This is a genomic window from Sneathiella glossodoripedis JCM 23214 (assembly GCF_000616095.1).
Classification (GTDB): Bacteria; Pseudomonadota; Alphaproteobacteria; order Sneathiellales; family Sneathiellaceae; genus Sneathiella; species Sneathiella glossodoripedis.
The window spans coordinates 655,666-669,358 of the sequence record NZ_BAMS01000002.1; the positions used below are offsets into that span (position 1 = coordinate 655,666).

The window sequence follows — 13,693 nt, forward strand, 5'->3', positions numbered from 1 at the left end:
TGATTGATCCGCTTGAATTAGGTGTGCCTCCAGAGACAAAGCTTAGCAGGTTAAAGTGCTCTAAATGCGGGTCTCGTGATATTTATAGCGTTATTGGGACTAGATATGCTTATGAGACTTTTAGATAAAAAACCCCTCGGTTTGCACATCGTTTGAGAGGTGTGAGGGGTGTTGTTAATCGCATTATACCCCAATAAAGGCTTGTTAACAATACATTATTTTTATATAATGGAGGGGTAAGGTAGCAAGCGCTTGGGATGAAGGCATCCGACTGTAGGTATTCGAAGTCCTACCGCCTCGCAAGGGTTAGAAAGAGTATCGACACTCCAAGGCAGCCGGGGTAGCGTCCGGCCCTTACATTTAGGGGTGTGAGCCGAAATCACGGTTGGTACCGTGCCGCACTTTGCTGTCGGATGTCTTTTAGACTAGGCTCACGCTTCCCTTAATTACTTTCTTAAGGAAACAGATATGAGACCTAGAGGCGATGAATTGATTGAAGGTTGGGGCGGTATTGATGGTGGTAGTAGTTTCATCACCCCACACTCAAGCACATGAAAGATTGGTGAGCCTGAGCGTCAACCAAACGGAAGCATCTTCCAGTTAATCGAGACCTCAGACGGGTCTATGGTTTTAGGTGTGAGGATTATTTCTGGGGATGGCGGGTATGACCTTATGATCAACCGAAGCATCACGGAAAATGATATTATGTGGGCTGAAAAGATTTACCGAGAGGCTAACACAGGACAACGAGCGGCAAGTAAATGACAGAAGCCGAATATGAAGCGCTCTTACTTGAGGCAGAAAAATTAATGTTTAGAGACAGGACAGTCGAAGAGGACATTAAGCTAGGGTTAATCATCGAGCGCATTGAGCCGCATGAGAATAAAATTTACCCAATACCTAGCCCAAAACCTCAACAATCCGATCCATTGAATGCCCCCGGCTCTCAAGAGTAATCTTTCTGCCTACATGTTGCCATTCTTTAGTATCTGAGGGGTATGACTGAGCAAAGTCTCCATGAGATACAAAACGGAAAACAGGGACAGGATATTGCTTAGCAAAGTCGGAATCTCCAGACTTGGGAGCATTAAACGTATAAATATAATCAGGCTTTAATATCGACCCTGCCTGTATAGCAATTGCTCCCCCCATAGAGTGTCCGGTAAAGTAGACAGTACCCCGCAATAAGCTCTTTATATTGGGTAACAGTTTCCAAGCCGCATTATGATAGCCTTGATGCACCATGCCGGCACCCGCTTTGTTATATATCTGCCTAGCATTTATATTCGTAATTATATCGCGCCATCTGGGAAACTCTGTCCCCCTGAATGCAACAACAGACAAATCATTTTTGCAACCAACAACACATTGATGCGAGCCAACTGTAAACAGGACAAAAGAAAAGCCGCGCTTGGCGGCGAACTCCTGTCCTGTCTTTTCATCCTCGTAAGCTATATTAGCCCACTCAGCAGCCTCAAGTGGCGTCATCGGCGTTTTTGTTTTTACCGATATTGATAGACAGAATATTCAACACTTTTAAAATAGCATTCAATATCTGGTTGTCATGATTTGTAGGTGTTGCGGCTGTAATGATATTTGCAATAGTTACGACTGATGCAATGATACCCGCAATCTCTGCTGTGTCTAAATCCATATCTCATCCATTCCTAATAAGTTCTGAAATTCGCTGGCTGCGTTTGCCAACATCTTTAGCCCACTTACTGTCTAGGGCTTCATCTGCCGCCTTCTTGAAGTTTCTGTCCTTCAATGCAGCGAGCATTTTTTTAAATCCCGATAGTCTGGGCCATCCAAGGTTGAAGCACATATTCGCGAGTGCGACCCTTGGGCCATCGGGTAAGTCAGCCCACCAAGGGATGTTTTTATCGAGTTCCCGGAAGACTGTGTTTACGTCATTGGTAAGCAGGATAATTGCTTCCGCCTTAGTTATCCCGTTATCCTCTATATTGCGACCCACCCCTATTGTGAGCTTTCCGGCTGTACAACGGTATGGCTTGAGCCTTAATCCTTCATCCCTGACCAATGAGTCTATTAAATCCGCCTTAATGGTCACCTAGCTACCTCCTGAGCCGATTACTGAATTATTCGGCTCACATGTTCATCAAACTATTTTTTCGTTGAGCAAAATATCCCTCAACCGGGTCTCTTCTGCATATATCTGTACTGAGCTGGTCATCAGCCGTCGCAATGCCTCATAACTCACAGGGATTTGCATATCTTTTGAAACCTGCATAACCACCTTTTGAGAGGGTCCGGCCTGTACGAGGTAGGGGTAGATCATGCGGCTAACATTGCGGGGTTCACGGTCAGTCTTGACACTTCCCCGTATTCTGCGTGGTAAATAATGGCCTTCATGCTCTGCATAGAGCGCCAAGGTCCACCCGCGCCATGAGCATCAGGCGGAATTAATATTTGATGCCCCTCCAAGGTAACCCCCGGCACTTCCTTTATTCTGTTGTGGTGGTCGTGGCAGGAGTGAACTACCCTATATTTCGACCTTGCCCACTCTTCAGGGAAATCTGTTGCTAGAATTAATGCCTGAGCATTTTCTTTAAGCTTATCGTTATGAGTGGTGGCTATTAAATTTGCTCCAAAAAGCAAAACATGGATATTTCTAGGGCTAGGGTCTATCGTGCAACGGGGTTCATTTTCATACATCCCTACAAACATTTCACGCAAGAAGAGAGCGGAATATTCATCATGATTACCCGGCTCTATCAGTACTGTTACATGCTGGTGTTTCTTAAGCGCACATTCGATTAAATACTTTAAAACCCGCCGTCCCGCTCTCACCATTTCTCCCGCTCTATTAGCGGTATCAAGATGGTGCTTGTTCTTTGGGGTAACGCTTTTCATGGAGTCGTAATGAAGAAAGTCACCAAGGATTAATATAGCCGCCTGTTGGCTATCAGGTGACCTTTCAACAAGGTTAGACATTGCCGCCATTAGCAACTGTTCGCCACGCTGCAAATCGTGGTCTTCCGCTCCTGTTTCCTCTCCCCATGCATACATACCTAGATGGTGGTCGCCTACTATGTAAGTGCTTATTAAATGTTCTATTTGAGTGTCGGGCGACTCAATTGGGGCAACCCTTTCAATCTGACTCTTTGCTTCATCGAGAAAAGCCCTGAAAGCTGCCTCTCTCTGCTCTTCATCGGCAGTTGTTTTGATCCACTGGATTTTAGCCTCGCCAGAGGTTTTATCATAAAGGGTGCTTGTCCCTTTAATTTTGAATCCCGGCGCGACAGGATGTGTCATATCATGATCAGGGGCATATCCATGCTTAGCCGCTTTTAGTAACAGGGCGCTTCGCCGTCTCGATACCGCTGAATGGTCAATTCCAAGCTTGCGAGCCGCCGCTATGACCGAGCCACACTCATGGATTGCGACCATTGCCTCCCATTGCTTTTGGGTGGCATATTGTTTAAGGTTTGGATCCATTACCGCACCGTAAACCACACGGCCTGCTGCCTGACTATTGCGGTTCCATTCTCACAATCATATAATAGAAGGGCTTGCCAACCCCATTCCCCGGTGGGTAGGTTGCCGGGAACCTCTACCACCACAACAACGGTTTTGCGGCCTAATCCTTGCCTGCCGCCCCGCGTTGTCTTATCAAATATCTCTTCACCTTTTCTGTTGATCCAGAAGGTATCCACTTAATGCGCAATCTCTAACCTTTGTTCTGTCAATGGAAATGGTGACTGCTTGCCCCGGTCTTACTACCTTTGTTTTCGAATAAATATCGTGAATTGTTATTGGGGGTCTTCGGTCTTCAAAAAGAGGTTCAATATAGAACCATGTAAGCTGACCAATTAGAACGGAAAAGAAAAGAACGACTGACCACCGCATCCAAGGTGTGCACTCTATACGCTGCATTAAACTCATGCCAAACCTACCACTTTAAGGATATATTGAACGGCGATATAAGCCGCTCCACCAATTGCTGAGAGCATCCCTATCTCAACCCTTGCCAGTCGTCTTTCCATTGCCTGTGTGCGCTCGTCTATGCGAGCAAGCAATGCGCTGTCATTCATGTCCCGACCTCTCTGTGACCGCCACTGGAAATGACGCAGGTAATCTCTGCAAACGTGCCTAACTGAACCCACATGCCATTGGATAGATTTTGGAAGACAATCATTTCACCGCCGCCGCTATGTGTCTTTCTCCACACCTCCTGCATCCCATCTTTTTTAATCTTGGCATACAGGTCAGCAGGGTTTTCGGTACATGCTATTCGAAGCGGTGCCGGGAACATCTGAGCACTGGCAGTAGACATAAAAAAAGCCGCGAAAATCGCAGCTAGCAAAATCCTCATAACAACCTCCTACGGTTTGGGATAACGGGCTTTAATCGTGTTTATTTTGGTCAGTAATGGACCTAAATCGGGGTCTTCTGCCGTACCCGTTGGATCTTTTCGTGCAAGGTATTTTAAAATGGCATCGAAAGCATCACCGCTGGTCTCTTCAAAGGCACCTTCTGCTAATCTCTGCAATGTAATCAGCTTTTCTTTTTTCTCGGTAGCCGCGCGTATCAGGAACTTCACTCCACTCTGATCCATTCCAAGTCTGACGCGCATCTACGGGAGCCGTGGGAACCGCTATCCCTCCCTCTGGCGGGGTTGAAAAGCTCCCTAAATAATTACCCTCAGCATCAACATAAATCATGATGGTATCCTTGCGTAAATCTTGACATTCCAGTTTGCATTTGTGGCCTGTTGAAGCGTACCCGTTGTCTTGTCATAAACGTTGTAGACGTTTGTTACGTTACCAAATCGCAGGTAGATATTTGTGCTATCCGCATAGAGCGCTGAACCTTTTGAGCTAGACCCTGTACCCCCATCACCGGGCGTAATCGCCGCCACTGTCTCGTCATTCACCGCCCAATTATGTTCCGTTGTTTGACAGACAAGCGCTACCGTAATATCTGAGAGTTGGGGAGTTTCAGAAAGGCCATGAGCCAAGGTTAACAACCCTGCTGATGTAATGCTTTGCAAATCGCTTTCAAACACATCACCAACAGAGTTAATCAGATTACCACTGCCATCGGTCATAACCTGATCTATCTTGAGATAGTAGGTATACCCACTTGGGATACTGGCTGCTGTTGATGATGTGTCAAAACCGTAATCTACAGAGTTATCACTATCTTTGACGATAGCGAACTTGTAATACCTTGTATTTGGCGCCACCGTCCCAGAGAACAGACCCCCCGCATTATTGCCAGCCACCCAAGTAGCGTCCAGTTGTTTGGTCATTGCACTACCGACAATATCAACAGTATCTGTACTATCGCGCGCGTATCCCGCCGTAATATCTACGTCATGGTCTGGGTCTGTTGCATTGATGGAGACGGTAAATCCTGAGCGATATCCGGGTGGGTATGGCAGTTTAGTCCACTCGGGCTCTGCGCTTGCGCCTTTGGTTGTCAGCACATAACCGTCTTGCCCATAGGCTAATTCTGTAGGCCGGTCACTCGCACCGCCCACAATAAGACTCCCTTGTGTCAAGTCGGCCATCTTAGCGAGCGTTATCGAACCATCCGCTACCGCCCTGCCGTCTACGTTATCCTGTGTCCATATCGTAGTATCAGAGCTATCCTTCAAAACCACTTTATAATTTAAAGACTGCAGGTAAATGGTCGCAAATTTTCCCTCACTATCAGCAACAACAGGGTTGGCGTGAGCTACTGAAAGGGCTGCATCTGTGTACGTGTCCTCTGGCGTTGACGTCCCTGCCTGATAGAAGTACAGTTTAGCGCCAGAGAGTGGATCGCCAGCACTATCGAGTGCCCTTACTCGTGGGCTTTGAAATATTGCCATATTTTCCTCATAAAAAAAGACGGTCAAAAACCGCCTGCAAATTCCACATGATTTTCCCCCCATAATCCCCTATATTAGGAATATGAGAGAACCCGCTTATTATATTGCCTGCCTACTCCTGCTTGGAATGATCTGGCTGCTTGGTGTCTGGTCCATAATCGTTGTATTCTTTGGTTTTCTAACCTATTTTATCTATTTCCGCGTTCGTTACGGTTATTGGCAGACGGTTGAGGAGATAGAGAACGGTGACCCTCCACGCCCCCCGCTGCCATAAGCGCGGACGCAAATGAGGATTGAGGCAACGCAGGCTTAACCCCTTTGGAATATGTCCTCCCTGCCCCCTTGGTCGCCTTGGATGCGCTGTTAATTAAGATATAGCTGGTAACATCACCGCTAAGCCCCATCGCCAAAGCAAACTTTTGGAAAGCCTCTTGCGCTATCTTTGAAATTGCCACTGCAGTTCCCGGATGATTTACGGTCCCTTCTGGCCTATGTGTCGCCCGGTTAATCGCACTTCTGAGAGAGGAAAGCTTAGGTAAATCGTTTCCGAAAATCTCTTTCATCAGTTTAGGATTATCTTTCATCGCAGTATCAAAGTTGTTTACAAAAGCCTGTCCATTAAAGGACTTTTTGCCATTATTCTCTTTGACAACATTCTTGAACAATCTTGTAAATGCTGTCTCTTTGAATGCCGCCCATTCAGCTATTAGGCCCTAAAATTTCTCGAACACGAACAGCCACTTTAGTCGCATTGTCCTTGCCGCCCAATCTCCCTTTACCAAAGAGATAACTAAGAGCCTGATTTTCATCTGCATCAAACTTGATAATTTTCTCAATCTCTGCGCCAGCTACATCATTGCCCTGTTTCGTATATAAATCACTATACCGCTTGCGAGCGCTCCTTGCTTCTTTCAGTACAGATAAAGCTTGCTCATCACCTTCAAAAAGGGCTTTATCAAAAGCATCATCCAGCCAGCTATCAAGCTCATATTTAACAACAAGAACATTTCTCTTGTCGGTTGGGTTTTTTGCCGCGTCTGCCATAGCGCCAAGTTTACGGCGTGTAGCCTCCAGCCTTTTAAGGGATACAGCCGTAATATTTTTCCCTTTGGCGATTGACTTGATTTCTTTAATGGCCCGAATTGTGGCGGGGGTCATTTCTTTATCAACAAAGGTCGTTCCTTCTTTAAATCGTTCCCCAACCCGCTTGGAAAGCTCACCAAGGCTTTCAACACTCAAACGGGCGTCATATTCTGCAGCCTGTTCATATGCTTGGTTAATAGCTGATTTTTGCGCGTTGGATCGGTTCTTTATCCCTTCCGTTACAATACCAGCTCCGTCAACCTCGCGAGTCACACTTGGGGCACCTCCAGCAAGGTCACTTTGCATTACATCTTTGGCTTCGAGCATTTCGGTTGTTTTTGCTTCATCGAAACGCTGCATATCCTTCTGTGCTCTATCCCCAAAACCGCCTTTTCTTGCAAGGTCTTCTTTCTGAATAAGCCCAAAGTCCTGCGTTGCCTCACCTTTTGAGGTGCGAATACCCCATCGCTTATTTTCAGCTACCGCAGCCGCAACTTTTGGATCCACACTTCCGTCAATCATGCGTGAGAACTCTTTAGCCGCAGCCTCATTAAATACAGCCGGGTCAAAGCCCAACTCTTTAACGAATTCCTTGCCTCGCTCTGTAAGCCCCTTTCCGGCGTGATATAGTTTACTGCTTGAGAAAAGGCGTTTAACCCCTTGCATAATAAATGGAGTTACCGCCTCTGCAGCACCACCAAATACAGCGGAAACACCAGCCTTAATAGGATCAATGCCCTGCTTAGAGCCTAACGCATTTGCCCCTAGATCGGAAGCTGCTGAGGTAGTCCCGTAAGCGGCTGCGCCAATACCAAAACGTGCTAATGCGCTTGCTCCCATTGACGCGACCTTGGAAGCAGGCAAAAATTTAGCGATTTCCGCTATTAAAGTGGAAAAATCACTTCCAGAGACCCCCGGTTTATTGATGTAGTATTTGTTTCCTTCATATGTAACAAAAGGATTTCCTTCATCGTCAAAATCACTCTCTACACCCGGAACATATTCCTTTAGAATATTGATTTGTGACTCCGGTCTGGAGTCTAGAGCTAAACCACCAAGGAGTTTGACAGCATCCCCGACTCCAGTATAAGGCACTTTCAAATCATAAATATCTTTTTCGGAATCATAATCAACAGGCGGCGGGGGGGCGTTTAATTCTGCTTTTCGCTTGGCAATCTTATCTTTTAAGGTCACTTCTGGCTGAACCGGGGCAGGCTGATTCATTTCTGCCTTACGGGCGGCTATCTTCTCCCTCAAACTCATTCGCTGTAACCCTCTTCGATTAGCCGATCGATTGCCGCTGTTTCGTCAAACCCCTGCTCTTGAAGCTCTGCAAGGCGGGTTTCCCCATCGTCATCGTGACCATTCAGATACAGGCGGTCCATTGCATCACCGAATTCTCTGGACCCTACGGAAATACCCTCACGCAACAAGCGCCGCTTAATCCGCATTGCTCGTAAAAGCTCTTCCTTATAGACCTCCATGTTAGCCTCAAACTGTGCCGGGCTTTGGTCTTCCGCGATTGTCGCTTTCTTTAAAGATTCCAATTCCTGAACAGATGCAGCAGCCCCCGTGATTTCCTTACGATAAGCGTTGAAGTCTCGATTAACCATTGTGCGAAACTTGGTAAAATCTTTTAAGAACTTCCGCTCATCGTCCGACATATCCATTGCCGCTTTATCTTTTAACTCAGAGAGATAGGCCCCTAACTTCCCCTGAAATGTCATAAAACTAGGATTGTACCTCTGGTCAATATCCATCACACGAGAGAACGTTTCCTCAAGCCCTGCTATCTCCTTCTGAATGCCGGTTGTCACAGACTTGGTAAGAGGTACATTTTCCGGCTGTCCATTAGTTGAAATAACCGTTCCGTCCGGCCCAGTGCGAACAAATAACCCTTGCTGCTTTTCGGGGGGCCTGAACCCATCAACAGACTGCAGTTGACCATTTGGCCCCTGCTGAACAAATACAGGGTTTCCGTTTTCATCAATCGCTTCGAAGGGTTTAGTATATTTATGCTCTTTAGGATTATTCCGGTCCAAAATCTGTTGAATGGTTGAGGCTTCATTAACCTGCTGCTGCAGCCATGCTCTTTTCTCTTCAATAGACGCATTCATGGGCGGGGCGTCATCTACAGCTCCCGGATACTGTTTAGCAGCCTGCATCAAAGAGGTTTGGTATACTTGGTCAAACTGTTCGTCTGGTGTTGCTAATACAGTTGCTGCAAGCTTTCCCGCCTGCTGTGTTATATCCTCTAATTGCTTTCGCTTATCCGCCTCCATCCCCTGAATGCTTTTTTCCATCTGCATTGCCATCTGGGGATCAACTGAATACATCTCTTTAGCAACCTGTTTACGGTTGGCAATATCCCCGCCAAACTGACCAGCTAACGCATTGCGCTGTTTTTCCTGCGCCATTTTATAATCGTTATGGGCAAGGGCCTGCTCTCCCCGCTTCAAGGAAAGGGCGTTCATTTTTTGCTGCTGGCGGTGGTTCTGGATAGCCGCCATGTTAATTCCATATTCGTTAGCCATTATATGCCAGCAGAGCGTTCTGCAGTCCCTGATTGATAATTCTTGCGTTGTTGGTGTAGCCGGATGCTCTCGCATTACCGTTATTCACTGCCAGATTAGCCTGAGCTGTCGCATTTTGAGCCCCTAGCGCTGCCGTGTTTGCTGTTGCCTGCTGACCAATACCAGCAAGAGCATTTAATCGATTTACATAATTCCCATATTCAGCCGAAGCCATCCCGTCACCAAATCGAACAAGAGCCTTTTCATGTGCACCACTTCGCAAGCGTCCTCTTGCAGCCGCTGATTTATCCAGTGCGTTAATACCCTCTGCCAATCTGAACTGATAGCCGGGAGACGCTTTGAAATTACCTACAGCCGCGTTATAGATTTCCTGATTTTGGGGCGCCGACATACCGGGAATACTGACGCCCGATAGGGCTGAGGTAGCGTATAGAGCATTTCGCCCGATATCTCTCCAAGGTGCGTAATCTTCTCTGTTCTGCCTATACTGCGCATCGAGAGTCTTGGACGCCTTACTGTTTCCTGAACTCTGTGCATTAGTAGCGCTTTTGTTTGACAGAAAGCTGGCACCTGTACTAACGACCGATGCAGCAAAATCCCATAATCCCATGCTATTACTCCAACATTTCCGCCGCTCTCATGGCGGTCAATAACTCATCAATTTTGTTGCTGGCATCCTCAACAGCGGCTGCTATAGCCGTTACCTCAGATTGGTCGTAACTCGCCCCTACGGTCAGAGAGGAAAGGCTTAGATCAGCTATACTAGGCAGCTTTTTCACGGTGCCGCCCTTGGCTGTGGTTGCGTAATCTTCTGCCCCAACCAAATCCCCTGTAGCCCCGTGACTTTCAGTTGCATTGATGTGATTGGTCAGGAGTTCAGTATTATCCAAATCCTCTATCGCAGAGCCGGCTTTTGCTACCTGCGCCCAGCTTAGTTGGGCCTCTTTTGTTATGCGTGGGACAACCACCTGCACCAGCCACCGTTCTAATCCTGGAGGTAATCCTCTAGGAGGTGGGGGTAGTTTGTTATCAGCCATTCTTAATCTCCGCAAAACCGCCCATAATTGCTCGTTTAACCGGATCGGATATTGTGACCTCAATCATCCGTTGGCGGAATGAGCCAAGTCGCCACCAGACCGCACGAGCTGAATATTCACCCAAGGCTCCGAAATCTTCCCAAAGCTCATTTGACCAGTTACGACCGCCATCATCTGAAAATCTCAACATTGCCTGCGGGGTTTGCCCCTGCCCTGTCGTAGCGCCAACGCCTGTTTCAATATCAAGTTGAAAGCGAGGCATGACGATTGTTTGGTCTGTATTATCTCCGTAAGGAACAGAAATAACTTTCGACACGAGGGGGTTCGATTTATCTGCATACACATCCAGAGAGAGGGAATTGATTGTATCTGCCCCGACTAAATGCTTGTTATAAGCCCTGCAGTAGGTAGTCGCTGCCCATCCAAGTTGCCCGTAGGTCTCCCGCTCATGCCATTCGCCCATAGCGGCGTCATAAACAAATGTTGCTTTACCCGGAAAAGTTAGAACGTAAAAAGCATGGCCTGAATCCGTATAAGCCACCCAATTGCCTCTGATGCGGTAAAGTCCTTTATCTCATCCTCAATAGGAGGCGTGGAGATAACTACCGGGTTGTATCCGTCTGCTCGTCTAACCGTTAGATCGCTTGCTAGCCAAAAGACGGTATTGTCCATTTTTGCAACTGTTAGCGCAGCTGCGCAGCCCACTTCTAAAGATACGTTTGAAATACGTTCAAAAGGGAAATCTGCATCCCCTGAGTTAAACCAGACTTCCGTTGTGTCTGTTCCAAATATCCAGAGCTCACGATGGTCTGAAAACACTCTTATTGAATTATCTGCAGCCATTTCCGCTGTTGCATATTCCAAAGCGTCATACTCTGTGCCATCCAGCAGGGCCGAAATAAAAAACTCTCCCGTATTTGGTCGGGTAAAAATAAAATACCCATCCTGATAAGTTACGCTTGAAGCGCCGGGAAAATCGGGGTCTGCTATCTGCGAAAGACCGTCTGCAACCGTGTAAACATATCCTCTAGGATTCTGAACAATAACAAGCTGTGTGCCGTTGGTTGCCATAAACACATAGTCGCCGCCCGTAATTGTTCCCAGACTTTCAGTAGTGCCATCCTGTAAAACCTTGTAGAGTGTCTTTCCGGATACAGCATATAGAAAGCTTCCCATCATCAACATGCCGCGAATATCCACCAGACTGCTAAAAAGCACCTGTCCGGGCGTTCCCATAAGCACAACATCACTCTTGGCTGTTGGCGGGGCTTTTTCAGCATAAAGGTTTACCAATCTCTGACTTGAAAGCGGCTTTGACCGGCTTTTATAAGAGTTGGTTGCAAAAGGTATTCGTCTAAGCATGTAAAATTGCTTTCACTTTCCACAAGACAAATGAAATATTCACGACTATGGTGTGAGAATGAAAAAACTACTTCTCGTATTACTATTGGGTGGCTGTGCTACTAATTATGAGACAGCGGATAAGCCTGTATGGATTGATGAACAGGCTGCAATTGTTGCGGCTTACCGCTCGGATAAAACCCAACATTATAAAGTTGAAATCTATCCAACTGACGGTGAAAAAAAACTCCTGCAAGCCGGGGCTCACAAACCGACGCTGTGGCGACTAATTCGAAGCCTTGACAAAACCTGCAAGTTACCTACTGCTCAACAAGACCTTGCTAAAGGCTGGAAGTATGAATATGAACTTTTTAGCGATGTGACAGGGAAGCTTGTTTCAAGAATCTTTTACACCGCCAAAGAGTGCGACATAGAGCTTGACCAAGTGAGTTGATAACCTTCCCAAAAAGCTATCTTTTTTAACCACGCCCATCTCATAAGCCATATGTTGCGCCCAAGGTTCTGCAAATAGTCTTGTAAACTGTGTTGCCAGTCTTGACCGCCTCATAACACGCACCCAAGGCACGCCCCACATTAAATACCCTGCCCTTACCTCAGAATTGACAGTAATGGCATAGGCTTGATCTGCTTCCCAAATATCATCTGGAATAAACCCCTGCCCGCGAAGTTCTGTACATATGACCTTTGCCCCAGCCCCATCCGATCCACCCGTACTGTTTCCCGCTTGTTCACCTGTACTATGTTCAGAAGCCGCTGGTGAACCGCTAAAACTCATAGAGCCATCATCAACGGACGACCCCGTAGCTCCCGGCCCTGCTGCTTCACTATTATTCCCGTTATCGTTAACCCCAAGGCCCATAGAGGCTGCTGCTGCGGCTCCTGCGTCAAGGCCCATAGAAGCGTTCTCTGCACCTGCGGCGACGTCCGCCGCGCCAATACCAGTTCCCGGGCCTACCGCGCCACCATAATCCAAACCTAAATCGCTAATGTCATTTTCTAGGTTATGCTCTATTGCGGCCTTGGTGGCTTGCATTGTCAAAGATATAGGGGTAGGCATCGCAAATTGCATTGTATCTAACTGACCAATAGCTGCCATCTGCTGTGCAATACTCATATCCTCGACATTTGGCGTATTAATATCAGCCGGGTCGTTGTCCACATCCCCGTAGGCTGTTGCCCCTAAAGAATTTTGAGAAGCCGCATTCCCCAGATTGGCAGGAACGGCTGCACTAGCTGCTAAATTGTTTGGGGTGCTTATCCATTTCATTTTGGATTCAAAGGGAATTAAGTTGTTCAATAGTACAAAGCCTCGTTAGGCTCCCCCTCGTAATTTACTGCATTCAGGGCGGCGATTTCAGTCATGGCAATAGCGGCCTTTCTCTCTAATTCAGGCGAGGCTAGGCCAAATTCATCACCGCACTCATTCGCAATCACCATAACCCATGCGTTAACTGCCTCGTCAGGCGTATCATTAACTGACCAATAGATTTTACCCCGGTTAAACAGGTTCGCGTGTGTCTGCGTGATAAACTCTTCAACTAACGTAGCGTCTGAGTTAGAGGCTGTTTGCCCCCGACCCAGCACACCTAGCTTACGCAAGACTTTTTGCCTGATTTCAGATTTTGTAGCCATTATGCCGCTTCAAAATGTGAATTCTTTTCAAGTTTTAGAATAAACTTTTCATTCAACTCTGAGCAATCAACTGGCTTATTGAGCGGAAAGACAAGTCCAAACATTTCGCAGTATTTTGGATCATTGTCACCAGATCCAATAAACTTGAATTTCAATTCATCTACTGGTTCGGCAACAAGTTTCTTTTTCGTCATCTGTATCTCCAT

21 protein-coding genes are annotated in these 13,693 nt (G+C 46.8%); 1 reads left to right on the forward strand and 20 read right to left on the reverse strand.

All coding sequences use genetic code 11. The features are described from left to right. Window positions 1–900 precede the first annotated feature (900 nt). The 17 genes from JCM23214_RS11320 to JCM23214_RS11400 all read right to left on the reverse strand — a co-directional run bounded on the left by JCM23214_RS11320 (window position 901) and on the right by JCM23214_RS11400 (window position 11,855). Window positions 901–1,488, reverse strand: coding sequence for a lipase family protein (locus tag JCM23214_RS11320; RefSeq protein ID WP_025899034.1), 588 nt, complete (start codon window positions 1,486–1,488; stop codon window positions 901–903). Further along, the gene (locus tag JCM23214_RS11325; protein ID WP_025899035.1) at window positions 1,475–1,654 is read right to left on the reverse strand and encodes a hypothetical protein; all 180 of its coding nucleotides are present in this window, start codon (window positions 1,652–1,654) and stop codon (window positions 1,475–1,477) included. Before JCM23214_RS11325 ends, JCM23214_RS11320 begins: the two co-directional genes overlap by 14 nt. A gap of 3 nt (window positions 1,655–1,657) precedes the next feature. Further along, window positions 1,658–2,071: a glycoside hydrolase family protein gene (locus JCM23214_RS11330; RefSeq protein ID WP_025899036.1), complete on the reverse strand. Its 414-nt coding sequence runs from the start codon at window positions 2,069–2,071 to the stop codon at window positions 1,658–1,660. A 48-nt stretch (window positions 2,072–2,119) separates the two neighbouring features. Continuing rightward, on the reverse strand, window positions 2,120–2,299 hold the full coding sequence (locus JCM23214_RS11335) for a hypothetical protein (protein WP_025899037.1): 180 nt from the start codon (window positions 2,297–2,299) through the stop codon (window positions 2,120–2,122). Further along, the gene (locus JCM23214_RS11340; RefSeq protein ID WP_025899038.1) at window positions 2,296–3,459 is read right to left on the reverse strand and encodes a helix-turn-helix domain-containing protein; all 1,164 of its coding nucleotides are present in this window, start codon (window positions 3,457–3,459) and stop codon (window positions 2,296–2,298) included. Before JCM23214_RS11340 ends, JCM23214_RS11335 begins: the two co-directional genes overlap by 4 nt. Next, the gene (locus JCM23214_RS11345; protein WP_025899039.1) at window positions 3,459–3,677 is read right to left on the reverse strand and encodes a hypothetical protein; all 219 of its coding nucleotides are present in this window, start codon (window positions 3,675–3,677) and stop codon (window positions 3,459–3,461) included. Before JCM23214_RS11345 ends, JCM23214_RS11340 begins: the two co-directional genes overlap by 1 nt. A 225-nt stretch (window positions 3,678–3,902) precedes the next feature. Then, window positions 3,903–4,055 (reverse strand): hypothetical protein, encoded by a 153-nt coding sequence (locus JCM23214_RS23475; protein ID WP_159104345.1) that lies wholly within the window; start codon window positions 4,053–4,055, stop codon window positions 3,903–3,905. Further along, entirely contained in the window at window positions 4,052–4,336 is a 285-nt protein-coding gene (locus tag JCM23214_RS11355) for a hypothetical protein (protein ID WP_025899040.1), read from the reverse strand. Before JCM23214_RS11355 ends, JCM23214_RS23475 begins: the two co-directional genes overlap by 4 nt. A gap of 9 nt (window positions 4,337–4,345) precedes the next feature. Continuing rightward, window positions 4,346–4,579, reverse strand: a complete 234-nt coding sequence (locus tag JCM23214_RS11360; protein WP_148301851.1) for a hypothetical protein — start codon at window positions 4,577–4,579, stop codon at window positions 4,346–4,348. 102 nt (window positions 4,580–4,681) lie between these two features. After that, window positions 4,682–5,839 (reverse strand): hypothetical protein, encoded by a 1,158-nt coding sequence (locus tag JCM23214_RS11365; protein WP_148301852.1) that lies wholly within the window; start codon window positions 5,837–5,839, stop codon window positions 4,682–4,684. A 188-nt stretch (window positions 5,840–6,027) separates the two neighbouring features. Further along, window positions 6,028–6,423, reverse strand: coding sequence for a hypothetical protein (locus JCM23214_RS11370; protein ID WP_148301853.1), 396 nt, complete (start codon window positions 6,421–6,423; stop codon window positions 6,028–6,030). Window positions 6,424–6,538: 115 nt separating this feature from the next. Next, a complete protein-coding gene (locus JCM23214_RS11375; RefSeq protein ID WP_025899044.1) occupies window positions 6,539–8,185 on the reverse strand; it encodes a hypothetical protein in 1,647 nt (548 codons plus the stop codon). Continuing rightward, window positions 8,182–9,456: a hypothetical protein gene (locus JCM23214_RS11380; protein ID WP_025899045.1), complete on the reverse strand. Its 1,275-nt coding sequence runs from the start codon at window positions 9,454–9,456 to the stop codon at window positions 8,182–8,184. The genes JCM23214_RS11375 and JCM23214_RS11380 overlap by 4 nt, the downstream gene beginning before the upstream one ends. After that, window positions 9,449–10,066: a hypothetical protein gene (locus JCM23214_RS11385; RefSeq protein WP_025899046.1), complete on the reverse strand. Its 618-nt coding sequence runs from the start codon at window positions 10,064–10,066 to the stop codon at window positions 9,449–9,451. The genes JCM23214_RS11380 and JCM23214_RS11385 overlap by 8 nt, the downstream gene beginning before the upstream one ends. A 4-nt stretch (window positions 10,067–10,070) precedes the next feature. Next, window positions 10,071–10,493, reverse strand: a complete 423-nt coding sequence (locus JCM23214_RS11390; protein WP_025899047.1) for a hypothetical protein — start codon at window positions 10,491–10,493, stop codon at window positions 10,071–10,073. After that, window positions 10,486–11,034, reverse strand: a complete 549-nt coding sequence (locus JCM23214_RS11395) for a hypothetical protein (protein WP_025899048.1) — start codon at window positions 11,032–11,034, stop codon at window positions 10,486–10,488. The genes JCM23214_RS11390 and JCM23214_RS11395 overlap by 8 nt, the downstream gene beginning before the upstream one ends. Continuing rightward, window positions 10,995–11,855 carry a packaged DNA stabilization protein gene (locus JCM23214_RS11400; RefSeq protein ID WP_025899049.1) on the reverse strand — a complete coding sequence of 287 codons (861 nt, stop codon included), beginning with the start codon at window positions 11,853–11,855 and terminating at the stop codon, window positions 10,995–10,997. Before JCM23214_RS11400 ends, JCM23214_RS11395 begins: the two co-directional genes overlap by 40 nt. A gap of 58 nt (window positions 11,856–11,913) precedes the next feature. Between JCM23214_RS11400 and JCM23214_RS23350 the strand changes: the two genes are divergently transcribed. Then, the gene (locus JCM23214_RS23350) at window positions 11,914–12,288 is read left to right on the forward strand and encodes a hypothetical protein (RefSeq protein ID WP_148301854.1); all 375 of its coding nucleotides are present in this window, start codon (window positions 11,914–11,916) and stop codon (window positions 12,286–12,288) included. Here JCM23214_RS23350 and JCM23214_RS11405 read toward each other — a convergent pair. Genes JCM23214_RS11405 through JCM23214_RS11415 form a run of 3 tightly spaced genes read right to left on the reverse strand, consistent with a single transcriptional unit; the run spans window position 12,232 to window position 13,681 of the window. After that, window positions 12,232–13,122, reverse strand: coding sequence for a hypothetical protein (locus tag JCM23214_RS11405; protein ID WP_148301855.1), 891 nt, complete (start codon window positions 13,120–13,122; stop codon window positions 12,232–12,234). The two genes, JCM23214_RS23350 and JCM23214_RS11405, sit on opposite strands and share 57 nt — an antisense overlap. Before the next feature lie 26 nt (window positions 13,123–13,148). After that, window positions 13,149–13,487 (reverse strand): hypothetical protein, encoded by a 339-nt coding sequence (locus tag JCM23214_RS11410; protein WP_025899051.1) that lies wholly within the window; start codon window positions 13,485–13,487, stop codon window positions 13,149–13,151. Then, on the reverse strand, window positions 13,487–13,681 hold the full coding sequence (locus JCM23214_RS11415) for a hypothetical protein (protein WP_025899052.1): 195 nt from the start codon (window positions 13,679–13,681) through the stop codon (window positions 13,487–13,489). The genes JCM23214_RS11410 and JCM23214_RS11415 overlap by 1 nt, the downstream gene beginning before the upstream one ends. Between the last annotated feature and the right edge of the window lie 12 nt (window positions 13,682–13,693).